The sequence below is a fragment of the Microbacterium sp. NPDC056736 genome (genome assembly GCF_042790415.1).
GTDB lineage: Bacteria > Actinomycetota > Actinomycetes > Actinomycetales > Microbacteriaceae > Microbacterium.
The window spans coordinates 336,072-358,905 of the sequence record NZ_JBHTZE010000004.1 but is presented as its reverse complement, the minus strand read 5'-3'; the positions used below and the strand labels follow the sequence as shown (position 1 = coordinate 358,905).

The window sequence follows — 22,834 nt, the reverse complement described above, 5'->3', positions numbered from 1 at the left end:
CGCTACATCCGCTCGGGCGCGCCGACGCCGAGGAGGTCGAGGCCGTTGCGCAGCACCTGTCCGGTGGCGTCGTTGAGCCACAGGCGCGTGCGGTGCACCGGCTCGACGGGCTCATCGCCGAGCGGGATGACGCGGCAGTTGTCGTACCAGCGGTGGTACAGGCCGGCCAGCTCCTCCAGGTAGCGGGCGACGCGGTGCGGCTCGCGCACCTCGGCGGCGAACGCGACGATGCGCGGGAACTCCTGCAGCGCCCCCAGGAGCGCCGACTCGGTCTCGTGCGTGAGCAGCTCGGGAGCGAACTCGGAGCGGTCGACGCCCGAGCCGTGCGCGTTGCGGCCGACGTTGTGCGTGCGGGCGTGCGCGTACTGCACGTAGAAGACCGGGTTGTCGTTGGTGCGCTTGCGCAGGATCTCGGGGTCGAGGGTCAGCGGCGAGTCGGCGGGGTAGCGCGCCAGCGAGTACCGCAGCGCGTCGGTGCCGATCCAGTCGCGCAGGTCGTCGAGCTCGATGATGTTGCCCGCCCGCTTGGACAGCCGCGCGCCGTTGACCGACACGAGCTGCCCGATGAGCACCTCGATGTCCTTGTCGGGGTCGTCGCCGGCGGCGCCCGCGAGCGCCTTCAGGCGGTGGACGTAGCCGTGATGGTCGGCGCCCAGCAGGTAGATCTTGTGCGCGAAGCCGCGGTCGCCCTTGTTGAGGTAGTACGCCGCGTCGGCGGCGAAGTAGGTGTACTCGCCGTTGGAGCGGCGGATGACGCGATCCTTGTCGTCGCCGAAGTCGGTGGTGCGGACCCACACCGCTCCGTCCTCGTCGAACACGTGCCCCTGCTCGCGAAGGCGGTCGACCGCCTCGTCGACGAGGCTCGGCTCGCCGTTGGGGCCCTTGGCGTGCAGCGTGCGCTCGCTGAAGAACACGTCGAAGTGGACGTTGAACCTCTCCAGCGAGACCTGGAGGTCGCCCAGCTGGAAGTCGTACGCGCGATCGCGGGCCACGCGGAGCTGCTCGTCCTCGGGCAGCGACAGCAGCTCGGGCTCCGCGGCGAGCACGCGCCGTGCGAGGTCGTCGATGTACGAGCCCGGGTAGCCGTCCTCGGGCGTGGGCTCGCCCTTCACGGCCGCGAGCACCGAGCGCCCGAACCGCTCCATCTGCGCGCCGGCGTCGTTGACGTAGAACTCGCGGACCAGCGTCGCGCCGCTGGCGAGCAGCAGCCGCGCCATCGAGTCGCCCAGTGCGGCCCAGCGGGTGTGGCCGATGTGCATCGGCCCGGTCGGGTTCGCGCTCACGAACTCGAGGTTGATCGTGTTGCCGCGCTGCGACTCGTTCGTGCCGAACGCCGCGCCGGCCTCGACGATCGTCCTGGCGAGGGCGCCGGCGGCCGCGGCATCCAGCCGGATGTTGATGAACCCGGGACCGGCCACCTCGACGCCCGCGACACCCTCGACCTCGGCGAGGCCACGGGCGATGTCGGCGGCGAACTCGCGCGGGTTCGCACCCACGGCCTTCGCGAGCTTGAGCGCCGCGTTGGACGCCCAGTCGCCGTGGTCGCGGTTCTTCGGCCGCTCCAGCGGCAGGTCGGCGGCGGTGAGCCCAGCCGCCGCACCGGGGCGTCGGGCCTCCGCCAGCGGAGCGACGACGGCGAGCAGAGCGGCGGAGAGGGCTTCGGGGTTCATAACCGGATCATTCTAGTTGGGCCGGTGGCGGCCCCCGTTCGGCGCGGCACCGCCGTCGGCAAGGCCGTCGGCGGGCCGGGCTCTCAGGAGATCTGCACGAGCGCGCCGAAGTCGTCGGAGGCGGGATCCGCCGCCTCGGGGAGGGCATCGGGAAGCGTGTCCAGTCCCTCCAGCGTCGCCGCCTCGGGCACCACCCAGGCGTCGACGCGCAGGCGCTCGAGCCCCACGTAGCCGCCGTGGTAGCTGAGGAACGCGCAGTCCGCGGCGTCGCGTCCGGTGGCGATGCGCACCAGCGACCTGCGGTTCGCGAGCCTCGTCGCGTCGATCACGTACCAGGCGCCGTCGAGATAGGCCTCCGCCACGGCGTGGAAGTCCATCGGGCGCAGCCCCGGCGCGTAGCAGGCGGCGTAGCGGGCCGGCATGTCCATCGCCCGCAGCAGGGCGATCACGACGTGCGCGTAGTCCCGGCACACGCCCTGCCCCGTCATGAGCGTGGTCACGGCGCTGTCGGTGCCGTGACTGAGGCCGGGCGTGTACGTGGTGCTGGACGCGACGAACTCGGACACCGCCGCGATGAGGTCGTGACCCGAGAGGCCCTTGAACTGACGGCGCGCCTGCTGGAAAACCTCGTCGGACTGCGCGTACCGGCTGGGGCGCAGGTACGTGATGGCCTCGAGGTCGCTCGTCCGGCTCGACGCGGCCTGACCTTCGACGGTCGCCTCGTAGCGGATCTCGAGCCGTCCGGGCTCGCCCGTGAGGCGGTGCAGCCGGCTTCCGGACTGGTCGACGATCTCGGTCGGCGTGTACACGCGATCACCCTGCGTGAACGTCAGCTGCTCATTCGAGACCGGCACCGCCTGGGAGGCTGCGATCTGGAAGATGAGGTCGACGGATGCCCCCAGTTCGAGGTCCATCTCAGCGGTCACGACGCGTTGCACCGAAGTATCCTCGCATGCCGCGAGGCGCCTCGACGCGGGGCTGTGGAGGTTCCCGGGTGAGCGGCCAGCAAGGACACGGAGGCTCAGGATCCGCCTGTCCTTTCCCCAGCTCCCGGCACTGTGGACGAGACTCCCGGGGAGATGACTTACCCTCTTCACATGCACGCGCCCGGCCGCTTCCGCGCACGGCGGCTGTGGCTCCCCCTGTCGGTCGCCGCGATCGCCGTGGCCGCGCTGTGCGCGGTGGCCCTCCTGCGTCCGGGTGTGGCGCCCGAACCCGTCGCACAGGTGGCCGTCTCGGAGGGCGACGCGCCGGCCGCGGCATCCGTCCCCCTCGCTCCCCTCCTCCTCGACGACGACGCCCGCGTGCTCGTGTTCGGCGACTCGTGGGTGTACGGATCTGCGGCGACGACGCCGACGCTCGGCTTCGCGTACCGGCTCGCCGACGAGCTCGGGGTGGAGACCGTCGTCGACGGCGTCCGCGGCAGCGGCTACCTGAAGCCCGGGATCGACGGACCGTCCTACGGCGAGCGCATCGCCGCGCTCGACCCGGCGCTCGATCCCGACGTGATCATCGTCGAGGGGTCCATCAACGATCGCCGGCTGTATCCGGACGGGTACCGGGATGCCGTGAAGGCCGCGTGGGACGCGCTGGACGCCCGGTATCCCGACGCCGACATCGTGATCCTCGGTCCGGCCCCGCAGGTGCTGCCCGTGGAGCGCAGCACGCGGAGCATCGACGCCGATCTCGGCGAGCTCGCCTCCGCCCGCGGGTGGTGGTACATCTCCCCCATCGCCGAGGACTGGATCACGCAGGCGAACTACCTCGACGTCATCGACACCGGGCCGGTCGGCCGTGACCACCCCTCCACGGACGGTCACGCCTACCTCGCGGGGCGCGTCGCGGACGCGATCGAGCGCATGGCGGATCAGCCTGCGATCGTGGCCGACGCCCCGCACGACGACGCCGTCCCGGCACCGTGACTGGCGGGAGCCGCCCGTCCGGGATGGTAATCTCGATCGGCACGCCTCCGTAGCTCAGGGGATAGAGCGTTGGTTTCCGGTACCAAAGGTCGCAGGTTCGATTCCTGTCGGGGGCACACACGGTGAAGGGCCGGTCCACACGGACCGGTCCTTTCGTGTTCTTCGGCCGGCACACCGTTGGGCACCTTCGCGGGGTGTCAAGGGGTGTCCAAACCCCCGCGACCGGAGGAGCATGAGCGGTGGAGCTGACCGACGTCCACCACAGGCGACCCCCACGGCGCTGCGTTCGCCGGCAGTCTCCGGGCGGAGGCAGTCGATGGGAAAGCTGATCTACGAAGGGGCTGTGAAGGTCGACTTCGATGACCGTACGCTCGCGCACCTTCAGCTGGTGATCGGCACCAAGCTGCGGCGAGGAGAGCCCTTCCACTTCACATGGCGCGACGACGCCAGCATCGGCGACGGACGCACGACGATCTGGGTCCACCCTCGATGCGCGCTGGTGTACAAGTTCTACGGCAGCCGGAAACCGCAGCTCAACCCCGCGTGGATCGACGCGCTCGCCCACACCGCGAACTCGCCGTCCGGTCTCTACCTCGTCCCCGAGCCTGCCATGCCGATCGCCGTGGAGCCGCAGGAGCACGATGTGATCGCCTGACCGCGCACCGCGCGGGCGACGGCCCCTCGCGCCGATTCGCGAACAGGGACGGCCGAGACGGCCAGGGACGACAGGAGCGGCATGAAGCGGATCGACATCTACTACGACGGCGAGCACTACAGCGTGGGCGGCCGCCGGTTGAACGATCTCCTGCGCGAGGTGGAGGCGGGCCTGGCGAAGGGCTTCTTCTGGCTCGAGGTCAACGACGGCGAGGGCACGATGCGGCCCGCCCATCTGCTCATCACCCCTGGTGTGCCGCTCGCCGTCATCCCGATTCCGGGCGACGATGCCGCTCCGCCACCCGAGGTCGCGGGGTCGGGGCAGAACCCGCGCACCGGGGGCTGACGAACGGTGCTCCGCCCGCACGAGGCCGCCCGCGGGCGCGTCGCCGGGGCCCCGGCTTCGCGCGAGCCCCGGCGCTCCGCGCTCGGCGCAGAAAACGATGATCCCCTCGGTGCCGAAGCGCCGGGGGGATCGTCAGTGCGATGTCTGGTTTCCGTGTCCGGTTCCCTTTCGGGTACCTCGTTCCTGTTGTCTGTTCGCACTCTCGAATGTCCTCCTGTCCGACCGCGCCGTCAAGGGGGCGGGCAGAACTCGCCTCGACGTCAACGTGAGGGTGAAGGACAGGGGGCGGGAGATGGGAGCGGATGCCGCAGCATCCGCTCCTTCGATCACTCGTGTCCGACGACCTTCAGTCCCACGACGCAGCCGACCAGGCCGAGGATGAGCAGCATCTTGACGACCGAGAACGCCTCGGCACCGGTGATCATCGCGTACGCGACGGTGAGCGCCGCGCCGATCCCGACCCAGACGGCGTAGGCGGTGCCGGTGGAGATGTCGCGCATCGCCCACGCGAGGCCGCCCATGCTGGCCACGAGCGCGACGCCGAAGACGACGGTGGGCCAGAGCTTGGTGAAGCCCTCGGTCTTGCCGAGCGCGGTGGCCCACACGGCTTCGAGGATGCCCGAGAGGATGAGGATGACCCACGACATGACTGCGACTCCTGGCCAGTCTTGTCGCTCACCGGGTACTGATCCGTCGTCCGGGGGTCCGGTCGGGACCCGTCTGCGACCTTACCCGTCCGGCCTGGGCAGGCCCTGAGCAGCCGCACCGCCCCGCACGCACGCTCAGACGAGGAAGAGCCCGTCCAGCATGCCCGGGTTGTGCGCGTGCACGAGCACCAGGAAGACGACCGCGTCGAACAGCAGGTGCACCGTGACGACGTAGGCCAGCGAGCGCGTCTTCATGAAGATGAAGCCCTGCAGGAGCGCGAACGGGATCGTGAGAAGCGGCCCCCACGCCTGGTAGCCCAGCTCCCACAGGAACGACACGAACACGACGGCCTGCAGCACGTTGGCCTGCCAGAACGGGAAGTGCCGGCGCAGCAGCGCGAAGCAGGTGCAGATGAAGAAGAGCTCGTCCCAGATGCCGACCGCGCCCACGCCGACGAAGAGGCGTGCGATCAGATCGGGGGTGTCCACCACGGGCCAGTTGAGGTACACCCCCGAGGTGATGAAGTAGAACGGCAGGATCAGCCAGCCCAGCAGCAGCACGGCGACCAGCCATGTCCACTGGAATGCCGTCCACCGGCCTCCGCCGCGCCAGGGGAACCGGATGGCGCGGTCACGGTACACCCATCGCGAGATCACGTAGGGCACCGCCACCGCGCCGCCGAGTGCCAGGGCGAACCGGAGGATGGCGAGGTTGTCGAGCTCTGCCTTCAACGGGATCACGCTGACGATCAGCATGCCCACCGCGATGAGCGAGAGGTCCCGCACCAGGGACGGGCGACGGATGCCGTTCTCCTGGGTCGCCGGTGCGCTCGCGCCGGCACCCTGGAGCACCTGCTGCGACGCCGGGACGCGCTCCATGGCCACCGCGACGGCCATTCCGGCGGCCAGCAGCACCCAGCCGACCCACGGGACCCGCAGCACGAAGAATGCGGGGGCGGCCAGGCACACGAGGAGGGCGGGGGCGAGGCGCCACGACCACGCCGGGACGACCGGCGCGGGTGCGGCGTCGGGATGTGCGGGCATGAGGGCGGCTCCGGATCAGTCGTCGAGCGGGCGGGCGGTCCGTCGGACCCGACGGTAGGACAGATCGCGGATGTCGCGCCCGACGCGCGCGCCCTTGCGCTCGAACGCGGTGAGCACGCGGCCCTCGAACCGCGGCGCCCACTCCCCCTCGTAGGCCGGCTCGAAGTCGGGTGCCGCACCCATGACCTCGCGCATCTGCAGCGCGTAGTCCTCCCAGTCGGTCGCCAGGCGCAGCATGCCGCCGTCCTTCAGCGCGCGCGCTGCGAGCTCGGCGAACCCGCCGGCGACGAGGCGCCGCTTGGTGTGCTTCTTCTTGTGCCACGGGTCGGGGAAGAAGACCCAGAGCTCGTCGACGGATGCCGCGGGCAGCAGGTGCTCGAGCACCTCGGGAGCGTTGGCCTCCACCAGGCGCAGGTTGCGCGCGCCGACGCGCTCCGCGTCGAGCATCGTGCGCGCGAGCCCCGCCCTGAAGACCTCGATCGCGAGGAAGTCCTCGTCGGGACGCGACGACGCCGCGTGCACGATGGCGTGGCCCTGGCCGGAGCCGATCTCGACGACCAGCGGCGCCTCGCGGCCCCACACCGCGGCGGGGTCGATCTCTGAGCCGGGCAGGATGCTCGTGGCCGCCACGTCCCTCGGGACGGTCACGACGTAGCGGGGCGCGAGCTCGCTCCACGCCCGCTCCTGCGCCTCCGACATCCGGCCGCTGCGACGCACGAACGACACCGGCTTCTCGCGGAAGGTTCGGGCGTCGGAGGTCGGCGGCGCGGGGTCGGTCACGCCTCCAGGCTACCGAGAGGCGTCGGCCGGGCCGACCGTGACGAAGTCGATGAGCTCCTCCACGCGGCCGAGGAAGGCGGGCTCGAGGTCGCGGTAGGTCGTGACCGACGCGAGGATCCGCTGCCAGGCCCGCGCCAGGTCGGCCTGGTCGCGAGCGGGCCAGCCGAGGGCGCGGCACACGCCGACCTTGAACTCGATGCCCCGCGGCACGTCCGGCCAGCGCTCGATGCCGACCGCGCGGGGCGTGACGCACTGCCAGACGTCGATCCAGGGGTGGCCGACGATCAGCACGTGCGCGCCGTGGCGGCCGCGTGCGACGGCGTCGGCGATGCGGGACTCCTTCGAGCCGGGCACGAGGTGGTCCACGAGCACGCCGTACCGGCGCTGCGCCGACGGCGGCTCCTCGTCCAGCGTGGCATCGAGCAGGTCGATGCCCTGCAGGTACTCCACGACGACGCCCTCGGCGCGCAGATCGTCGCCCCACACCCGCTCCACCAGCTCGGCGTCGTGCCGCCCCTCGACGAGGATGCGACTGGCCCGCGCGGTCCTCGCCCGCGCGTCCGGCGCGGCGAACGACCCCGAGGCGGTGCGGCGAGGACCCGTGGCCGCCGGCGCCGGCGCGGGCGGCCCCAGCACGATGTCCCTGCCGTCGATCAGGAATCCCGCCCCGAGCGGGAACACGCGCCTCCGGCCGCGGCGGTCCTCCAGCTCGACCATGCCGCCCGACACGCCGACCACCGCGCCGCAATAGCCGTCGGCGGCGACCTCGACCACGAGATCGCGGGATGCCGCGACCCGGGGAAGCTCGCGCACCCCGTGGCCCTTCCACCCCGTGGCCAGCACATCCGCGCCGTAGCGATCGTCCATCCTCGTCCTCCGGATCCGAAACGCTACCCGCTCGCCGCGGGCGCGTATCGCAGCGACCCGCCCGGCAGCCGATCTCCTCCCCGCTCCGCCCGGCGGGGAGCCCGTCTGCGCCGGCGCGCCGCGTGCTCTCGGCGAACACACAACCTGGGCCCGCCGTGCGGGCTACCCTCGTATGCCCGGGCCTGAATAGACTCGGCCGGGGGGTCACCCGAGTCCCAGAGGGGGGATCGATGCGACGGCGATGGGCTGCGGCGCTGGCGTCCGCTGCGGTGGTCGCGGCCACAGCGATCGGCGGGGCGGCGGCCTCGGCGACACCCCCGGTGACGCTCGGCTCCGGGTACGTCCTCGACGACGCCGACGTGCTCTCGACGGACGAAGAGACCGAGGCGCAGCAGCGCCTCGAGCAGCTCAAGACCGACACCGGACTCGACCTGTGGGTCGTGTACGTGGACCAGTTCACCGATCCGGACGACGCCGGCCCGTGGGCCAACCAGACCGCCGACGACAACGGGCTCGGCACCACCCAGTACCTGCTCGCGGTCTCGGTCGACGGCCGCCAGTACTACCTGTCCGGCTACTCCAACGGACCGCTGAGCGAGGAGCAGCTCTCCACGATCGAGACCCAGCGCATCCAGCCCGCTCTGCAGCGCGACGACTGGCTCGGCGCGGTCGATGCGGCGGCGGACGGCATGACGGACGCCGCCGACGGCGGCTCCGGGGCGGGCGCCTCCGACGTGCCCGGGGGCGGCGGATGGCTCACGTGGGTGCTGCTCGCGGCCGCGGTCGTCGTGGGCACCGTGCTGCTGGTGATGTTCCTGCGGCGCCGGCGCTCCGGCACGGCGGGGCCGCAGGTCCCCGGTGCGCCGCCGCAGGTCAGCATCGAGGACCTCGAGAAGCGGGCCGCGTCGCTCCTGGTCGAGACGGACGACGCGCTCAAGACCAGCGCCCAGGAGCTCGGCTTCGCCAAGGCGCAGTTCGGAGATGCCGCGACCGTCGAGTTCGAGACCGCGCTGGCCACCGCGAAGCAGAACCTCGACGAGGCGTTCGGCCTCCGCCAGCAGCTCGACGACGCGACGCCCGACTCCGAGCAGGACACCCGGGCCTGGAACGAGCGCATCATCGCGCTGTGCGAGGCCTCGAACGCGCTCCTGGACGAGAAGGCGGCGGCGTTCGACGAGCTGCGGAAGCTCGAGCAGAACGCCCCCGAGGCGCTGGCCCGCGTGCAGGCCGAGCGGGCGCGAGCCGCGGCATCCCTCGATCAGGCGGCGGCGCGTCTGCAGACCCTTCGCTCGGCGTACGCGCCGGAGGCCCTCGCGACCGTCGCCGACAACCCCGAGCAGGCCCGGCAGCGGCTCGGCTTCGCCGACGAGCAGCTCGCCGCGGCGCAGACCGCGATCGGGGCCGGAGACGGCGGCGAGGCGGCGGTCGGCATCCGTGCGGCGGAGGAGGCGGTCGGTCAGGCGACCCTCCTCGAGGACGCCATCGAGAAGCTCGCGAACGACCTCGCCGAGGGCGAGCGCAGCGCAGCCGCCCTTCTCACCGAGCTGCAGAGCGACATCGCCGCGGCGTCAACGCTGCCCGATGCCGACGGCCGGATCGCGGCCGTCATCGCCGCGACGCGCCAGCAGCTCGACACCGCCCGCGCCCAGCTGACCGGTGCGGCCAAGCGCCCCCTCGCGGCGCTGCAGGCGCTGGAGGCGGCCGACGCCCAGATCGACTCGCTCGTGCAGGGCGTCCGCGACGCCCAGGCACAGGCACAGCGCGCCCACCAGATGCTCGCCCAGGTGATGACGCAGGCGCAGGCCCAGGTCTCCGCCGCGGAGGACTACATCACGGCGCGGCGCGGCGCCGTCGGCGCCGAGGCCCGCACGCGACTCGCCGAAGCGGGCGCCTCGCTCGCACGGGCCCACGCCCTGCAGGCCGTCGATCCGCAGCAGGCGATGCAGCAGGCGCAGCGGGCGGACCAGCTCGCGGGTCTCGCCATCCAGCTGGCCCAGAACGACGTCGGCGCCTTCGGCGGCGGAATGGGCGGCATGTTCGGCGGCGGCGGCCAGCAGAGCGGCGGGAACAACGGGATGCTCGGCGCCGTGCTGGGCGGCATCGTGCTCAACTCCATGCTCGGCGGCAGTCGCTCGGGGGGCGGCGGCGGCTTCGGCGGCGGGCTGGGCGGCATGCTCGGCGGCGGTCGCTCGGGCGGCGGCGGGTTCCGGCCGGGCAGCTTCGGCGGCGGTGGAACCCGCATGCGCCGAGGGGGTGGCCGCTTCTGACCCGCACCGTCCAGCCGTCCGTGCACCGCGGGGAGCGGCATCCGTCATCCGACATCGATCCAGACCAGAACTGAAGTCCGACAGGAAGGAAATCCGATGGCGAAGCAGTCCATCTTCGGTCGCATCTCGACCCTCATGAAGGCGAACATCAACGCACTCCTCGACTCTGCCGAGGACCCGCAGAAGATGCTCGATCAGCTCGTGCGCGACTACACGAACTCCATCGCCGACGCCGAGTCGGCCATCGCCGAGACGATCGGCAACCTGCGCCTGCTCGAGCGCGACCACCAGGAGGACGTGCAGGCGGCCACCGAGTGGGGCAACAAGGCCCTCGCCGCCAGCCGCAAGGCCGACGAGCTGCGCCGGGTCGGCAACACGGCCGACGCCGACAAGTTCGACAACCTCGCCAAGATCGCGCTGCAGCGTCAGATCAGCGAGGAGAACGAGGCCAAGGCGATCGCGCCCACCATCGCCTCGCAGAACGAGGTCGTCGACAAGCTCAAAGAGGGCCTCAACGGCATGAAGCAGAAGCTGGAGCAGCTGCGGTCCAAGCGCTCCGAGCTGCTCGCGCGCGCGAAGACCGCCGAGGCGCAGAACAAGGTGCACGACGCCGTCAAGTCGATCGACGTGCTCGACCCGACCAGCGAGCTCGGGCGCTTCGAGGACAAGGTGCGGCGCCAGGAGGCGCTCGCGGCCGGGAAGCAGGAGCTCGCGGCGTCCAGCCTGGACGCGCAGTTCAACGCCCTCGAGGACGTCGGCGAGCTGACCGAGGTCGAGGCGCGCCTGGCCGCCCTGAAGTCCGGCGCGACGCCGCAGCAGGCCGCGATCGAGAACTGATCGCACCACGCGCCGGAGGGCGCCGGGTCCCCGCGGACCCGGCGCCCTCCGCGTTCTCCGCGGCACCCTGCCCTTCCCCCACTTCTTGCCGACATCGCGGTTTCTCGGCGAACGACCACGCTCTCGTCGCCCACAACGTGGACTTTCGCCGACATCGCGGTTTCTCGGCGAAGAAGGCGGAGGGCGGATGCCGCGACCGCGGCTGTGCGCGAAGATGAGGGGATGACGCGATACCTCGTGGTCCCGCAGTGGCAGGGAAGCCCCTCCTCGCGCGCGATGCAGCTCATCGACGGGGCGCAGGCGATCGCCGGCGACCTGCCCCGGGCCTCGACCACCGTGCTGGATGTGCCGATGGAGGCGGGCGAGTCGCTCGGCACCGGCATCCACCGCTTGAGCGCGCTGCAGCGCGTGCACGGCATGGTCGCGGAGGCCCTCGCAGCGCACGGCTCGGCGGCTCCCGACGAGCCGGTGCTGACGATCGGCGGGGACTGCGGCATCGCCCTGGCACCCATCGCGCACGCCGCGCGCCGGGCTCCCGCGCTCGCGGTGGTGTGGATCGACGCTCACCCCGACCTCAACTCGCCCGAGACCTCGCCGTCCGGGGCGTTCGCCGGCATGGTGCTGCGCGCCGTCGTCGGCGACGGCGTGCCGGGGCTCGCCCTGCCCGGTGGGACGGTGGTCCCGGGTCGCGTGGTCATCGGCGGCGCACGGTCGTTCGACGATCCCGAGCTGACGGCGGTGGCGGACTTCGGCATCACCTCGCTCGCGGTCGACCGGTTCGCGGAGGCCGACGCGCTCGCCGACGCCGTCGCGGCCACGGGCGCGGACGCGGTGTACGTGCACGTCGACATCGACGCGCTGGATCCCGCCGAGATCGCCGGCAACGCCCACCCGGAGCCGTTCGGGATCACGGTCGCGGAGCTCACCGTCGCGCTCGCCCGCCTGCGCGCGCGCGTGCCGCTGGTCGGAGCCTCCCTCGCGGGCTACTCCCCCACGTCGGCCGCGGCCGCGACCGACGATCTCGGGGCGATCCTGCGGGTGATCGGGGCGCTCGCGTGAGCCCCATCGCCACGCCGCCGCCCGGATGGCGCGCCCGCGCCGAGCGTGCCGTCATCCGCGGCCGCCGCCTGGACGCGTTCATCCCGGCCTTCCTGCTGGACTCGCCGGTCAGCCGCGTCGGCTACTGGTACGGCAGCACCGTGGGGTGGATCTGGGGCACGCTGTGGAGCACGGGCGCGATCGAGAGACGCGAGGGCCTGTGGGTCTTCCGCGGGATGCCGCGATGGTCCTTCCCTCGGGGCGGCGTGTGCGTCGGCGGCTGCTTCCTCACCGGGGACGGGCGCGTCACCGACGCGCTGCTGCGCCACGAAGCCGTGCACAAGCGCCAGTGGCGGCGGTACGGCTTCCTGATGCCGCTGCTGTATCTGCTCGCCGGGCGGGACCCGCTGCGCAACCGGTTCGAGATCGAGGCGGACCTGGCCGACGGCAACTACGTGCCGCGCGGGGCCTGAACGCTCAGCGGGCGGTCGTCAGGCCGTACTGCGCGGGCGTGTGGACGGCATCGGCGCGCACGCCGAGCCCCACGAGGTGGTCGAGGATGTCTGCGGTGCCGAGGTAGCCGCCCAGCAGGTGGATGCGGGTCTGGTCGTCCTCGGCGCAGAGCATCTCGTCGGACCAGGCCGTGACCGCACGCGTCAGCGCCTCCCCCGAGCCGCAGCCGCGACCGGTGCCGGGCGCGCCGGAGCGCTGCGACCGGTCGAGCCACGTCACGACCATCCGGCTGGGCGCCGCGATCTCGGCGAGCCACGAGGCATCCGGGATCTCGATGAAGACCCGGCCCGTCGAGCAGATCGGAAGCGTCGCGAGCAGCGCCTCGAGTTCGGTCAGCGAGGTCTCGTCGGCCGTGATGAGGTGCTGGACGCGCGTGTGGCGAGACGCACGGCACGCCGACGCGCTGTGCGTGGCGGACGGGTGTGCGGTGGTGTGCGACATGACACCTCCACTATACCCGCTTATGAAGGGTTGCCTTACCTCAGTGACGCACGATGACATCACCGCCCGGCCCCGCGCTACGCGTCGGGCCGCAGCAGCACGCGGCGCAGCTCCGCGATCTCGTCGTCGGCGAGGCCGTGCGCGCGCAGGTACTCCGCCGACGACCCGAAGCGCTCCGCGATGCTCACGAGCAGCGCCTCCATGACGGGCGCCGGCGAGCGCATGACGAGGTCCTCGACGTTCACGGCCCGGGGGTGCATCGAGCGCAGCAGCGTCACGACATAGCGATTGCGCCGGGCCGGCAGCAGCCCCTCCGTGCGCGCGTAGTCGGCGACGACGGCGTCGACGTCGACGCCGGCGGCCGAGAGCGTGAGCGCGACGGTCACGCCGGTGCGGTCCTTGCCCGCGGTGCAGTGCACGAGAACCGGCTGATCGGCGAGGATGCCGCGTACGACCGTGACCACGCCCTCGGCCGAGTCGTCGACGATGCGGCGGTACATCTCGTCGAGGCTGAGGTCGTCGCGGAAGAACGACTCGACCGAGCCGAGGAACAGCGGTACGCGCTGCGTGACGATGTCCAGACCCGAGACGCGACTCGGATCGCGTGCGATCTCGTCGTCGGCGCGCAGGTCGATGATGCGGCGCAGCCCGAGCCCTGCCAGCGCGCGCCTGCCCTTCCCTCCCAGACGCGCGAGATTGCCCGAGCGGAACAGGACGCCGTAGCGCGTCGTCGTCTCCCCCGCCCGCAGCCCGCCGACATCGCGGAGGTTCACGGCGCCGGGGACGACCGGATCGGAGAACTCCAGGCGACCGGAGCCCGCCGGGGTCACCGGCTCCACGGCGTCCGGGTCGTCGGTCACCACGCCGCGCCCGCGGCGGCGTCCTTGTCTTCGCCGGCGAGGTCGTCGCGCGGCGGCACGCTGTACCGGCCGGCGATCGCGATGCGGTTGAACGCGTTGATGGAGACGAGGATCCAGCTGAGGGCCACGTACTCCTTCTCGGTGAGCACGCCGCCGACGCGGTCGTAGACGTCGTCGGGGATCCCGTCGTCGTGGATGAACACGAACGCCTCGGCGAGCTCGAGCCCCGCGCGCTCGCGCTCGGAGAACACGCCCGAGTCCCGCCACACGGGCAGCTGTGCGATCTCGTCGGCGGACACGCCGGCCGCCGTCGCACGCTCGACGTGCACGCGGACGCAGTAGGCGCAGCCGTTGAGCTGCGAGGCGTGGATCTGCACCAGCTCCTTGAGCCGGTCGTCGACGCCGTTCTCGGCCGCGATGCCGCCCACGCTCTTCGAGAAGGCCGAGAGGGCCTGGTAGGCGGGTCGCGCCGCTCGCGAGAGGTGCACGCGGTGTTCAGCCGTCATGACGCCAGACTACCCAGCCGTGCACACCACGCGGACCGGCGCCCGTGCGGTGCGGCATGATGAGCGGGTGAGCGACCCCATCGACGAGTTCTCGTTCCTTCCCGAGCAGGCGGCGGAGGCCGGCATCGACTCCCCGCTCCCCCGCGGCCGGCGCCTCACCCTGACGCTCGAGAGCGGCCGCCGCCTGAGCGCGCTGCACTACGCCCCCGCCGACGCGCCGGACACGCCGCCCGTGGTGACCCTGCTCCACGGCGCCGGCCTGAACGCGCATACCTGGGACACCACGATCCTCGCGCTCGGGCTGCCCGCGCTGGCGATCGATCTGCCCGGCCACGGCGACTCGTCCTGGCGCGACGATGCGGCGTACCTCGCGCGGGTGCTGGCCGCCGACGTCGCGGCGGGGATGGACGCGTGGACCGCCGAGCCGCAGGTGCTCGTCGGGCAGTCGCTGGGCGGGCTGACGGCCGCCGCGGTCGCGGCATCCCGTCCGGATCTGGTGCGCGAGCTGGTCGTCATCGACATCACGCCCGGCGTGGACGCGAACGCCGGCCCCACGCAGATCCGGGAGTTCTTCGCGGGTCCGGTCGACTGGGCCTCGCGCGACGAGCTGGTCGACCGGGCTCTCGCCTTCGGCCTGGGCGGCGGCACCCGCCGCAAGGCGGAGCGCGGCGTGTTCCACAACTCGCGGGTGCGTCCGGACGGACGCGTCGAGTGGAAGCACCATTTCGCGCACCTGGCGAACGCCGCGTCCGCCGCGCGCGCGGGCGACGGACCCGTCGACGCGCCGTCCGCGGTGCCTCCTGCCGGCGGGACGGATGCCGTCGCGTCGGTGCTCGGCGAATCCGGCTGGGAGGACCTCGCCGCGGTGCTCGCCCCGACGACACTCATCCGGGGCGACCGCGGCTACGTCACCGACGCCGACGCCGAGGTCTTCGCGCGGCGGCTGCCGGCGGCATCCGTCGTCTCCGTCCCCGCGGGGCACAACGTGCAGGAGGACATCCCGGCGGACCTCGCCGCCCTCCTCCGCAGGCGCGCGCTGGACGCGTGATCGGCGCGAGGCGCGGCAGGACCCCGCGGGAATCGGCCGGTTCGGGAAGCGATATCACTTGTATTGCGTTCCGAGTAGCGGTTGCCGCGCGCCGACGCGATATCCCTAGGCTGATATCCGCCCCCGGGCCGTCCCCACAGAACGGCCCGCCCCACAGCACGCGGGACCCTCCCCGAAAGGACCTCCATGCTCCGTCGCACCGCCCTTGCCGCGACCTCCCTGCTCGCCGCCGGCCTCCTCGCCCTGACCGCGTGCAGCGGCAGCGGAGCCGAGCCGACCCCGACGGTGATCGGCGACCCCGATCCCGACGCCTCGGTGGCGATCCGCCTCGTGCTGGAGCCCGGTAACCTCGACATCCGGCAGACGGCGGGCTCGGCCCTGGACCAGATCCTCGTCGACAACATCTACCAGGGCCTGGTCGCGCGCACCCCGGAGCAGGACATCGTCCCGGCTCTGGCCGGCGACTGGACCGTCTCCCCCGACGGTCTCACCTACACCTTCACGCTGCGGGAGGGCGTCACCTTCCACGACGGCCAGCCGCTCACCCCGCAGGACGTCGTGTGGTCGCTGACCACCCGTCGCGACACCGCGGAGTGGCGGGACTCCGGCCGTCTCTCGGGCGTCACGGCGATCGAGGCGGAGGGCCAGGAGGTCACGCTCACCCTCGACGCCCCGGACTCGAGCCTGCTGTGGAACCTCACCGGTCGCGCGGGGATCATCCTCAAGGAAGGCGACACCGTCGACTACCAGACCGAGGCGAACGGCACCGGGCCGTTCGTGCTCGACGACTGGCGGCAGGGCGACAGCATCACGTTCGTCCGCAACGAGGCCTACTGGGACGAGCCGTCCGGCGCCGCCGAGGTCGTCTTCGACTACATCCCCGACAACCAGGCGGCCCTCAACGCGGCCCTCGCCGGCGAGGTCGACGTCCTGACGGGCTTCGACGCGAACCTCCGCGAGCAGATCGAGGCGAACGGCGACTTCGCCCTCGTGCTCGGCCGGTCGACCGACAAGGGGACGCTCGCGTTCAACCAGGCGCCGGGCAGCCCCCTCGAGGACGAGCGCGTGCGGCAGGCGATCCGTCAGGCCATCGACCACGACGCGATCATCGAGGCGCTGGCGTCGGGGCAGGCCCAGTACGGGCCGATCCCCGAGCTCGACCCGGGCTACGAGGACCTGTCGGACGTCGCGCCGTTCGATCCCGAAGCGGCGCGGGCGCTCCTCGAGGAGGCCGGCGCCGAGGACCTCGAGCTGACGCTGACCATCCCGAACTTCTACTCGACGACCATCCCGCAGATCCTCGTGTCGGATCTCGACGAGGTCGGCATCACGCTCGAGGTCGAGTCGGTGGACTTCACGACGTGGCTGACCGACGTGTACACGAACCAGGACTACGACCTGAGCTTCGTGCTGCACACCGAGGCCCGCGACTTCGAGAACTGGGCGAACCCGGACTACTACTTCACCTACGACAACCCCGAGGTGCAGGAGCTCTACGCCCGGTCCCTCGCGGCGACCGATGAGACAGAGGCCGCCGACCTGCTGCAGGAGGCCGCGCGGATCGTGGCCGAGGACCACGCGGCGGACTGGCTGTACAACGGCGCCTCGGTCATCGCGGTCGGCACTAACATCACCGGTATGCCCTCGATCAACGTGAACGAGCGCCTCAACGTCACCGAGATCGGCAAGAGCAACGGGTGATCCGCTACACGCTGACCCGATTCGCCCTGCTCCTGCTCGGGCTTCTCGTCGCCAGCGTGCTGATCTTCGTGACGCTCCGCGTGCTCCCCGGCGACGTCGCCTCGGTCATCGCCGGGGTCGGCTCGACGCCTGAGCAGCAGGGCGCCATCCGCGCGCGCCTCGGGCTGGACAGGCCGCTGCCCGCGCAGTACCTGGACTGGATCGGCGGCCTGTTCCGGGGCGACCTGGGCACGTCCCTCCTGACCGGGTCGAGCGTCGTGGACCAGCTCGCGCAGAAGGCCGAGGTGACGGTGCCGCTCGGGGTGCTGTCGCTCCTCATCGCCGTCGTGATCAGCGTGCCGCTGGGCGTGCTCTCGGCGATGCGCCGCGGCCGCGCCGACGGCACCGCGCTCAGCGTCGGCGCCCAGGCGCTCGCCGCCGTGCCCGTGGTGTGGGCGGGGATGATGCTCGTCGTCGTCTTCGCGGTGTGGCTCGGCTGGCTTCCGGCGCAGGGCTTCCCGCGGGCCGGGTGGGAGGACCCGGCCGCCGCGCTGCGCGCGCTGATCCTCCCCGCGCTGACGATCGGCATCGTCGAGGGCGCGATGCTGCTGCGCTTCGTGCGCAGCGCGACGCTCCAGGCCGTCGGTCAGGACTTCGTCCGCACGGCCGCCGCGAAGGGCCTCACCAGGGACCAGGCGCTCATCCGCCACGGACTGCCCGTCGTGGGGCTGTCGGTGATCACCGTGCTCGGCCTGCAGGTCGCGGGCATCATCGTGGGCGCGGTGGTGATCGAGCAGCTGTTCTCCCTCCCCGGCATCGGCCGCATGCTGGTCTCCGACGTCGCCGCGCGCGACCTTCCGATGGTTCAGGGCGAGCTGCTGGCGCTCACCGGCTTCGTGCTCGTCGTCGGCTTCGCCGTCGACCTGGTGCACCGCTTCATCGACCCGCGGCAGCGGGAGGCGGCATGATCCCCTCGACGAGCGCAGGGGCTGCCGACGCGGATGCCGCACCCGAGGCCCCGCCCCGGCGCCGCCGGTCGCGCTGGGCGTGGCTGCGGCGGCTGTGGGCGCTGTCGACCGGACGGTTCGGCCTCATCGTGGTCGGCGTCGTCGCGGCGACCGCCGTCGTCGCGCAGGTGTGGACGCCGTTCGATCCCCAGCAGGTCGACATCTCCGGCCGCTGGGCGCCGCCCGGATGGCCGCACCTCCTGGGGACCGACGGGTCGGGGCGCGACATCCTCAGCCTCCTCATGGCCGGCGCCCGCACCACCGTGCTGGTCGCCGTGGGCGCGGGAGCGGTGGCCACCGTCATCGGCATCGCGCTCGCGGCCCTCGGCGCGCTCACCGCCCGGTGGGTGCGCGAGTCGGTCGCGGTCCTGGTCGACATCCTGATCGCGTTCCCCGTGCTCATCATCGCCATGATGATCTCCGCCGTCTGGGGCGGGTCGCTGTGGGTCGTGATCTGGGCGGTCGGCATCGGCTTCGGCGTCAACATCGCCCGCGTGACGCGGCCGGAGCTGCGGCGGGTTCTGCACAGCGACTTCGTGCTCGCCGGCCGCGCGAGCGGACTGACGCCCGCGCAGAACCTGTGGCGCCACCTCCTGCCCAACGTCGCCCCGGTGTTCATCGTGCAGCTGTCGTGGGGCATGGCGGTGGCGGTGCTCGCCGAGGCGGGGCTGTCGTACCTGGGCTTCGGTGCGCCGGTCACCGAGCCCTCGTGGGGGCTGCTGCTGGCCGAGCTGCAGCAGTTCATCACGGTGCATCCGCTGTCGGTGGTGTGGCCGGGTCTTGCCATCACCCTCACCGTGCTCGGGCTGAACCTCCTCGGCGACGGCCTGCGCGAGGCGACCGACCCGACCCTGTCCCGCAGCCCCTTCGCCACCCGACGCGCACGCCTGCACATCCCGGAGGTCGTGTCGTGACCCTCGACGTGCAGGACCTCAGCATCGAGATCGGCGGCCGCGTCGTGGTGGACGGCGTCTCGTTCGGCGTCCCCGACGGCGCGCGCGTGGGACTCATCGGCGAGTCCGGATCGGGCAAGTCGCTCACGGCCCTCGCGATCCTCGGGCTCCTGCCCGACGGCGCGACCGCGTCGGGCAGCATCCGCTGGAACGGCCGCGAGATCCTCGGGCTCGACGACGCCGAGCTCGCCGAGCTCCGCGGCGACGAGATCGGGATCGTGTTCCAGGAGCCCCGTACCGCGCTCAACCCCATCCGCACCGTGGGACGCCAGATCGCCGAGTCGGTGCGGATCCACGAGGGCCTGTCGAAGCGGGATGCCGCAGCCCGCGCCGTCGCCGAGGCCTCCCGGGTCGCGCTCCCCGACCCCGGCCGCATCGTCTCGCGGTACCCGCATCAACTGTCGGGGGGCCAGCGGCAGCGTGTCGCGATCGCGATGGCGCTCGCGTGCCGGCCGCGGCTGCTGATCGCCGACGAGCCGACCACCGCGCTGGACGTCACGATCCAGGCCGAGATCCTCGACCTGCTCCTGGGGCTCGTGCGCGACGACGGCATGTCGCTGGTGTTCATCACGCACGACCTCGCCGTGCTGTCGCAGATCGCGACGCACGGCGTCGTGCTCGAGCGCGGGCGCGTCGTCGAGGCGGCGCCCGTGGCTCAGCTGCTCTCCGCCCCGGCATCCGTGGTCACCCAGGAGCTGCTGCGCGATGCGACCGCCACGCTGTGGCGCCCGGGGGGTGCCCCATGAACGTGCTGATCAGCGGTCGCGGGCTGACCCGCCGCTACCCCGCGCCGAAGAGCCGGCTGTTCGGCGCGCGCACCTTCACCACGGGCCTGGAGGATGCCGACATCGACGTGCGGGAGGGATCCGCCGTGGGGGTCATCGGCGAGTCCGGCTCGGGCAAGTCCACCCTCGTGCGCCTGCTGCTGGCGCTGGACGCGCCCACCGCGGGGACCGTCGAGTTCGACGGGCAGGCGGTGGACGCGAACGCCTCGGCGCGATCGCTGCACTGGCTGCGCCGGCAGACCGGCATCGTCTTCCAGGACCCCTACGCCTCTCTCGACCCCCGGATGAGCGTCGGCCGCATCGTCGGCGAGCCGCTGTGGGCGCTCGGCGTCGACGGGGACCGGCGCGCGCGCGTGCGCGACGTGCTGGAGGACGTGGGACTGGATGCCGCGATGGCCGACCGCTTCCCCCACGAGTTCTCGGGCGGCCAGCGGCAGCGCATCGCCCTGGCACGGGCGATCGTGCACCGGCCGCGGCTGCTCGTCGGCGACGAGCCGCTGTCGGCCCTGGACGTGACGGTGCGCGCGCAGATCCTCGAGCTGCTCGGCGAGCTGCGCGCCCGCGACGGGCTCACCCTGCTGCTGGTGTCGCACGACATCGGCGTGGTGCAGAACCTGTGCGACGAAGTGGTCGTGATGAAGGACGGCCGCGTCGTCGAGGAGGGACCGACCGAGAAGGTGCTGCTGCAGCCGCAGGTCTCGTACACCCGCCGGCTGCTGGCCTCGATCCCCGTCATCGACGCCCCCGGGCGGGATGTGAGCCCGGCCTGACGCTGGGCGTCGGCGGGCGGCGTTAGGTTCGGAGCATGGCTCCCGGAATCGTCCCGCCCTATCTCCTCGCCCGCATCGCCGCCGTGCGGGAGGAGGGCTGGGCCAAGGCCGCGCAGGCCGCCCGCGCCACCCTCGCCGCCCCGCGCGACTACCGGCCGGCCCGCTCCCGGCTGCGCCTGTCGATCGAGGAGCGGGGAACGCTGGTCGCCGAGACCACGCCCGCGCCGGATCGCGAGATCTCCGACGCGCAGGAGCGCGAGGTGCTGCCGGGCGTGCGGGTGCGCGGCGAGGACGACCCGGCGACCGGCGACGCGTCCGTCGACGATGCCTTCGACGGCCTCGGAGCGACGTTCGACTTCTGGTGGGACGCGTACCGGCGCGACGGCATCGACGGTGCGGGCGGTTCGCTTCTGGCCACCGTGCACTACGGCCGCGACTACGACAACGCCTTCTGGAACGGCGAGCGGATGGTGTTCGGCGACGGCGACGGCGAGATCTTCGCGGGGTTCACCGGCGCGCTGAGCGTCATCGCCCACGAGCTCGCCCACGGCGTCATCGAGGACGAGGGCGGGCTGCTCTACCGCGGCCAGTCCGGCGCGCTCAACGAATCCGTCGCCGACGTCTTCGGTGCGCTCGCCGAGCAGCACCGCGAAGCCCAGACCGTCGAGACCGCGAGCTGGCTGATCGGCGAAGGGATCTTCACGGATGCCGTGCAGGGAACGGCGCTCCGATCGCTCGCCGCCCCCGGCACGGCGTACGACGACGACGTGCTGGGCAAGGACCCGCAGCCGGCCCACATGCGCGACTTCGTCGTGACCCGAGACGACAACGGCGGCGTGCACATCAACTCCGGCATCCCCAACCACGCCTTCTACCTCACCGCCACCGCCCTGGGCGGGCGGGCGTGGGACCGCGCCGGCCTCATCTGGTACCGCACGCTCACATCGGGCACGGTGCCCGCCACCGCCGACTTCACGACGTTCGCACGGGCCACGGTCACGGCGGCGAGCACGGAGTACGGTGAGGACTCGGAGGAGGTCGACGCCGTCCGCGCCGGGTGGACGAGCGTCGGGGTGATCGCGGATGATCAAGACGACCCGACCACGCGATGCTGACGGGGGCGCACCCGACCCCGCGCTCGAGGTCGACGTGGCCCGCACCGGCGGCATCGCCGGCATGACGCGACGCTGGTCGGCGCAGCCTCCCGCCGCGGAGGCGCCGGAATGGCGCTCGCTCATCGAGCGCTGCCCGTGGGACGACGTCCCCCCGCCCTGGGCGCCGGAGGAGGGCGCGCACACGGCCCCGACGGCGACGACGAGCGGCCCGGAGGAACCCCCGGTCCTGTCGGCGGAGGACCGCGGCCGACCGCCCGTGCCGGACGGCTTCGTGTGGCTGATCCGCGCCAGCTGGGCGGGATCCGACCCGCGCGAGGCAGAGCTCTTCGACGACCAGGTCGTCGGGGCGTGGCGCGAGCTCATCGACGCCGTCCGCGACTGGAGCAGGCAGCGGCCGGGACCGGAGCTGCCCGGACGCTGAGGATCAGCGCCCGAACAATCCCTTCTTGGGGGTGCCGGGCTTCTTGCCCGCCCCCTTCTTCGGATTGAGCGACTTCTGCAGGTAGATGGTGCCCAGCCAGCGGTCGAACTTGAAGCCCACCCGGCCCATGCGCCCGACCTCGACGAACCCCAGCTTCTCGTGCAGCGCGACCGAGCCCTCGGCCCCCTTGTCGCTGATCACGGCGACCATCTGGCGGATGCCGACCTCTTCGCAGGCCTCGATGAGGGCGTGAAGCAGTGCGCGGCCGAGCCCCTTGCCGGTCGCGGCCTGGCCGAGGTAGATCGAGTTCTCCACCGAGAAGCGGTAGGCGGACTTGCTCGACATCGGCTGGACCAGCGCGTAGCCCAGGATCTGACCGGACGGGGACTCGGCGACGAGGAACGGCAGCCCGAGCCTGCGGAGGTGGTCGCGTTTCTTGCGCCACTTCGAGACCGACCAGGTGTCTTCATCGAAGGTCACCACCGAGTTGGTGACGTAGTAGTTGTAGATCTCGCGGATGTCGGGGATGTCCCGGTCCTCCACGGGACGGATCCGGAACGTGAAGGGCAGCTCGGGCTCCGGCTGGCGCTGCAGATGGCGCGGCAGCCGTCGGCGGTCCTTCTCGTATTCCTCCTCGAGCATGCGCCCTCCTGATGTGTGCGG

25 protein-coding genes, 1 tRNA gene and 1 riboswitch are annotated in these 22,834 nt (G+C 72.3%); of the genes, 16 read left to right on the top strand and 10 right to left on the bottom strand.

Annotated elements, in window-relative coordinates:
- Window positions 1-2 precede the first annotated feature (2 nt).
- Both argS and ACFRAL_RS11055 read right to left on the bottom strand, forming a co-directional pair.
- Window positions 3-1,670 carry an arginine--tRNA ligase gene (gene argS, locus ACFRAL_RS11060; protein WP_378882712.1) on the bottom strand — a complete coding sequence of 556 codons (1,668 nt, stop codon included), beginning with the start codon at window positions 1,668-1,670 and terminating at the stop codon, window positions 3-5.
- A gap of 83 nt (window positions 1,671-1,753) precedes the next feature.
- Window positions 1,754-2,608 carry a transglutaminase family protein gene (locus ACFRAL_RS11055; protein WP_336398556.1) on the bottom strand — a complete coding sequence of 285 codons (855 nt, stop codon included), beginning with the start codon at window positions 2,606-2,608 and terminating at the stop codon, window positions 1,754-1,756.
- A gap of 159 nt (window positions 2,609-2,767) precedes the next feature.
- Between ACFRAL_RS11055 and ACFRAL_RS11050 the strand changes: the two genes are divergently transcribed.
- The 4 genes from ACFRAL_RS11050 (at window position 2,768) to ACFRAL_RS11035 (ending at window position 4,592) form a co-directional block, all read left to right on the top strand.
- Window positions 2,768-3,592: an SGNH/GDSL hydrolase family protein gene (locus ACFRAL_RS11050; RefSeq protein WP_336398555.1), complete on the top strand. Its 825-nt coding sequence runs from the start codon at window positions 2,768-2,770 to the stop codon at window positions 3,590-3,592.
- Window positions 3,593-3,635: 43 nt separating this feature from the next.
- Window positions 3,636-3,708, top strand: a tRNA-Arg gene (locus tag ACFRAL_RS11045).
- 200 nt (window positions 3,709-3,908) lie between these two features.
- Entirely contained in the window at window positions 3,909-4,247 is a 339-nt protein-coding gene (locus tag ACFRAL_RS11040; RefSeq protein WP_194397877.1) for an ATP-dependent DNA ligase, read from the top strand.
- A gap of 81 nt (window positions 4,248-4,328) precedes the next feature.
- Window positions 4,329-4,592: a hypothetical protein gene (locus ACFRAL_RS11035; protein WP_378882707.1), complete on the top strand. Its 264-nt coding sequence runs from the start codon at window positions 4,329-4,331 to the stop codon at window positions 4,590-4,592.
- 326 nt (window positions 4,593-4,918) lie between these two features.
- Here the strand turns inward: ACFRAL_RS11035 and ACFRAL_RS11030 are convergent, their stop codons facing one another.
- The 4 genes from ACFRAL_RS11030 to ACFRAL_RS11015 form a co-directional block, all read right to left on the bottom strand.
- Window positions 4,919-5,239, bottom strand: coding sequence for a multidrug efflux SMR transporter (locus ACFRAL_RS11030; protein WP_336398553.1), 321 nt, complete (start codon window positions 5,237-5,239; stop codon window positions 4,919-4,921).
- 10 nt (window positions 5,240-5,249) lie between these two features.
- Window positions 5,250-5,313, bottom strand: a riboswitch (guanidine-III (ykkC-III) riboswitch).
- 61 nt (window positions 5,314-5,374) lie between these two features.
- Window positions 5,375-6,283, bottom strand: coding sequence for a type II CAAX prenyl endopeptidase Rce1 family protein (locus ACFRAL_RS11025; RefSeq protein WP_378882703.1), 909 nt, complete (start codon window positions 6,281-6,283; stop codon window positions 5,375-5,377).
- A 15-nt stretch (window positions 6,284-6,298) separates the two neighbouring features.
- Window positions 6,299-7,063, bottom strand: coding sequence for a tRNA (guanosine(46)-N7)-methyltransferase TrmB (gene trmB, locus ACFRAL_RS11020; protein ID WP_378882701.1), 765 nt, complete (start codon window positions 7,061-7,063; stop codon window positions 6,299-6,301).
- A 9-nt stretch (window positions 7,064-7,072) separates the two neighbouring features.
- Window positions 7,073-7,930, bottom strand: coding sequence for a DUF3097 family protein (locus tag ACFRAL_RS11015; RefSeq protein ID WP_378882696.1), 858 nt, complete (start codon window positions 7,928-7,930; stop codon window positions 7,073-7,075).
- A 230-nt stretch (window positions 7,931-8,160) separates the two neighbouring features.
- Here ACFRAL_RS11015 and ACFRAL_RS11010 point away from each other — a divergent pair, with 230 nt between their 5' ends.
- The 4 genes from ACFRAL_RS11010 to ACFRAL_RS10995 all read left to right on the top strand — a co-directional run bounded on the left by ACFRAL_RS11010 (window position 8,161) and on the right by ACFRAL_RS10995 (window position 12,545).
- Complete coding sequence (locus tag ACFRAL_RS11010; RefSeq protein ID WP_378882693.1) at window positions 8,161-10,197, top strand: TPM domain-containing protein; 2,037 nt, start codon at window positions 8,161-8,163, stop codon at window positions 10,195-10,197.
- A 96-nt stretch (window positions 10,198-10,293) separates the two neighbouring features.
- Window positions 10,294-11,034: a PspA/IM30 family protein gene (locus ACFRAL_RS11005; protein ID WP_336398549.1), complete on the top strand. Its 741-nt coding sequence runs from the start codon at window positions 10,294-10,296 to the stop codon at window positions 11,032-11,034.
- A gap of 222 nt (window positions 11,035-11,256) precedes the next feature.
- On the top strand, window positions 11,257-12,093 hold the full coding sequence (locus ACFRAL_RS11000) for an arginase family protein (protein WP_378882690.1): 837 nt from the start codon (window positions 11,257-11,259) through the stop codon (window positions 12,091-12,093).
- Complete coding sequence (locus tag ACFRAL_RS10995; RefSeq protein WP_378882687.1) at window positions 12,090-12,545, top strand: Fe-S oxidoreductase; 456 nt, start codon at window positions 12,090-12,092, stop codon at window positions 12,543-12,545. Before ACFRAL_RS11000 ends, ACFRAL_RS10995 begins: the two co-directional genes overlap by 4 nt.
- 4 nt (window positions 12,546-12,549) lie before the next feature.
- Here ACFRAL_RS10995 and ACFRAL_RS10990 read toward each other — a convergent pair whose 3' ends face one another.
- From ACFRAL_RS10990 to ACFRAL_RS10980, 3 genes are all read right to left on the bottom strand, one after another.
- Window positions 12,550-13,026 (bottom strand): SIP domain-containing protein, encoded by a 477-nt coding sequence (locus ACFRAL_RS10990; protein WP_336398546.1) that lies wholly within the window; start codon window positions 13,024-13,026, stop codon window positions 12,550-12,552.
- Between the two features lie 77 nt (window positions 13,027-13,103).
- Entirely contained in the window at window positions 13,104-13,886 is a 783-nt protein-coding gene (locus ACFRAL_RS10985; RefSeq protein WP_336398545.1) for a tyrosine-protein phosphatase, read from the bottom strand.
- Window positions 13,883-14,392 (bottom strand): carboxymuconolactone decarboxylase family protein, encoded by a 510-nt coding sequence (locus tag ACFRAL_RS10980; protein WP_336398544.1) that lies wholly within the window; start codon window positions 14,390-14,392, stop codon window positions 13,883-13,885. The genes ACFRAL_RS10985 and ACFRAL_RS10980 overlap by 4 nt, the downstream gene beginning before the upstream one ends.
- 67 nt (window positions 14,393-14,459) lie before the next feature.
- On the opposite strand from ACFRAL_RS10980, the gene ACFRAL_RS10975 reads away from it, so the two are divergent.
- The 8 genes from ACFRAL_RS10975 to ACFRAL_RS10940 all read left to right on the top strand — a co-directional run bounded on the left by ACFRAL_RS10975 (window position 14,460) and on the right by ACFRAL_RS10940 (window position 22,171).
- Window positions 14,460-15,440, top strand: a complete 981-nt coding sequence (locus ACFRAL_RS10975; protein ID WP_378882683.1) for an alpha/beta fold hydrolase — start codon at window positions 14,460-14,462, stop codon at window positions 15,438-15,440.
- A 186-nt stretch (window positions 15,441-15,626) separates the two neighbouring features.
- Window positions 15,627-17,141 (top strand): ABC transporter substrate-binding protein, encoded by a 1,515-nt coding sequence (locus ACFRAL_RS10970; RefSeq protein ID WP_378882680.1) that lies wholly within the window; start codon window positions 15,627-15,629, stop codon window positions 17,139-17,141.
- Window positions 17,138-18,088 carry an ABC transporter permease gene (locus ACFRAL_RS10965; RefSeq protein WP_336398541.1) on the top strand — a complete coding sequence of 317 codons (951 nt, stop codon included), beginning with the start codon at window positions 17,138-17,140 and terminating at the stop codon, window positions 18,086-18,088. The genes ACFRAL_RS10970 and ACFRAL_RS10965 overlap by 4 nt, the downstream gene beginning before the upstream one ends.
- Entirely contained in the window at window positions 18,085-19,041 is a 957-nt protein-coding gene (locus ACFRAL_RS10960) for an ABC transporter permease (RefSeq protein ID WP_378882677.1), read from the top strand. The genes ACFRAL_RS10965 and ACFRAL_RS10960 overlap by 4 nt, the downstream gene beginning before the upstream one ends.
- Entirely contained in the window at window positions 19,038-19,826 is a 789-nt protein-coding gene (locus ACFRAL_RS10955) for an ATP-binding cassette domain-containing protein (protein WP_378882673.1), read from the top strand. Before ACFRAL_RS10960 ends, ACFRAL_RS10955 begins: the two co-directional genes overlap by 4 nt.
- Window positions 19,823-20,635, top strand: a complete 813-nt coding sequence (locus tag ACFRAL_RS10950; RefSeq protein WP_378882670.1) for an ATP-binding cassette domain-containing protein — start codon at window positions 19,823-19,825, stop codon at window positions 20,633-20,635. The genes ACFRAL_RS10955 and ACFRAL_RS10950 overlap by 4 nt, the downstream gene beginning before the upstream one ends.
- Before the next feature lie 35 nt (window positions 20,636-20,670).
- Window positions 20,671-21,750, top strand: coding sequence for a M4 family metallopeptidase (locus ACFRAL_RS10945; protein WP_378882667.1), 1,080 nt, complete (start codon window positions 20,671-20,673; stop codon window positions 21,748-21,750).
- Complete coding sequence (locus tag ACFRAL_RS10940) at window positions 21,719-22,171, top strand: hypothetical protein (protein WP_378882665.1); 453 nt, start codon at window positions 21,719-21,721, stop codon at window positions 22,169-22,171. The genes ACFRAL_RS10945 and ACFRAL_RS10940 overlap by 32 nt, the downstream gene beginning before the upstream one ends.
- A gap of 3 nt (window positions 22,172-22,174) precedes the next feature.
- Here the strand turns inward: ACFRAL_RS10940 and ACFRAL_RS10935 are convergent, their stop codons facing one another.
- The gene (locus tag ACFRAL_RS10935) at window positions 22,175-22,813 is read right to left on the bottom strand and encodes a GNAT family N-acetyltransferase (protein WP_378882662.1); all 639 of its coding nucleotides are present in this window, start codon (window positions 22,811-22,813) and stop codon (window positions 22,175-22,177) included.
- Between the last annotated feature and the right edge of the window lie 21 nt (window positions 22,814-22,834).

Bases quoted from the DNA above. Each gene is read 5' to 3' on its own strand.
- argS (WP_378882712.1), bottom strand. From the start codon at position 1,670: ATGAACCCCGAAGCCCTCTCCGCCGCTCTGCTCGCCGTCGTCGCTCCG.
- ACFRAL_RS11050 (WP_336398555.1), top strand. From the start codon at position 2,768: ATGCACGCGCCCGGCCGCTTCCGCGCACGGCGGCTGTGGCTCCCCCTG.
- ACFRAL_RS11040 (WP_194397877.1), top strand. From the start codon at position 3,909: ATGGGAAAGCTGATCTACGAAGGGGCTGTGAAGGTCGACTTCGATGAC.
- ACFRAL_RS11035 (WP_378882707.1), top strand. From the start codon at position 4,329: ATGAAGCGGATCGACATCTACTACGACGGCGAGCACTACAGCGTGGGC.
- ACFRAL_RS11030 (WP_336398553.1), bottom strand. From the start codon at position 5,239: ATGTCGTGGGTCATCCTCATCCTCTCGGGCATCCTCGAAGCCGTGTGG.
- ACFRAL_RS11025 (WP_378882703.1), bottom strand. From the start codon at position 6,283: ATGCCCGCACATCCCGACGCCGCACCCGCGCCGGTCGTCCCGGCGTGG.
- ACFRAL_RS11015 (WP_378882696.1), bottom strand. From the start codon at position 7,930: ATGGACGATCGCTACGGCGCGGATGTGCTGGCCACGGGGTGGAAGGGC.
- ACFRAL_RS11010 (WP_378882693.1), top strand. From the start codon at position 8,161: ATGCGACGGCGATGGGCTGCGGCGCTGGCGTCCGCTGCGGTGGTCGCG.
- ACFRAL_RS11005 (WP_336398549.1), top strand. From the start codon at position 10,294: ATGGCGAAGCAGTCCATCTTCGGTCGCATCTCGACCCTCATGAAGGCG.
- ACFRAL_RS11000 (WP_378882690.1), top strand. From the start codon at position 11,257: ATGACGCGATACCTCGTGGTCCCGCAGTGGCAGGGAAGCCCCTCCTCG.
- ACFRAL_RS10990 (WP_336398546.1), bottom strand. From the start codon at position 13,026: ATGTCGCACACCACCGCACACCCGTCCGCCACGCACAGCGCGTCGGCG.
- ACFRAL_RS10980 (WP_336398544.1), bottom strand. From the start codon at position 14,392: ATGACGGCTGAACACCGCGTGCACCTCTCGCGAGCGGCGCGACCCGCC.
- ACFRAL_RS10970 (WP_378882680.1), top strand. From the start codon at position 15,627: ATGCTCCGTCGCACCGCCCTTGCCGCGACCTCCCTGCTCGCCGCCGGC.
- ACFRAL_RS10960 (WP_378882677.1), top strand. From the start codon at position 18,085: ATGATCCCCTCGACGAGCGCAGGGGCTGCCGACGCGGATGCCGCACCC.
- ACFRAL_RS10950 (WP_378882670.1), top strand. From the start codon at position 19,823: ATGAACGTGCTGATCAGCGGTCGCGGGCTGACCCGCCGCTACCCCGCG.
- ACFRAL_RS10945 (WP_378882667.1), top strand. From the start codon at position 20,671: ATGGCTCCCGGAATCGTCCCGCCCTATCTCCTCGCCCGCATCGCCGCC.
- ACFRAL_RS10940 (WP_378882665.1), top strand. From the start codon at position 21,719: ATGATCAAGACGACCCGACCACGCGATGCTGACGGGGGCGCACCCGAC.
- ACFRAL_RS10935 (WP_378882662.1), bottom strand. From the start codon at position 22,813: ATGCTCGAGGAGGAATACGAGAAGGACCGCCGACGGCTGCCGCGCCAT.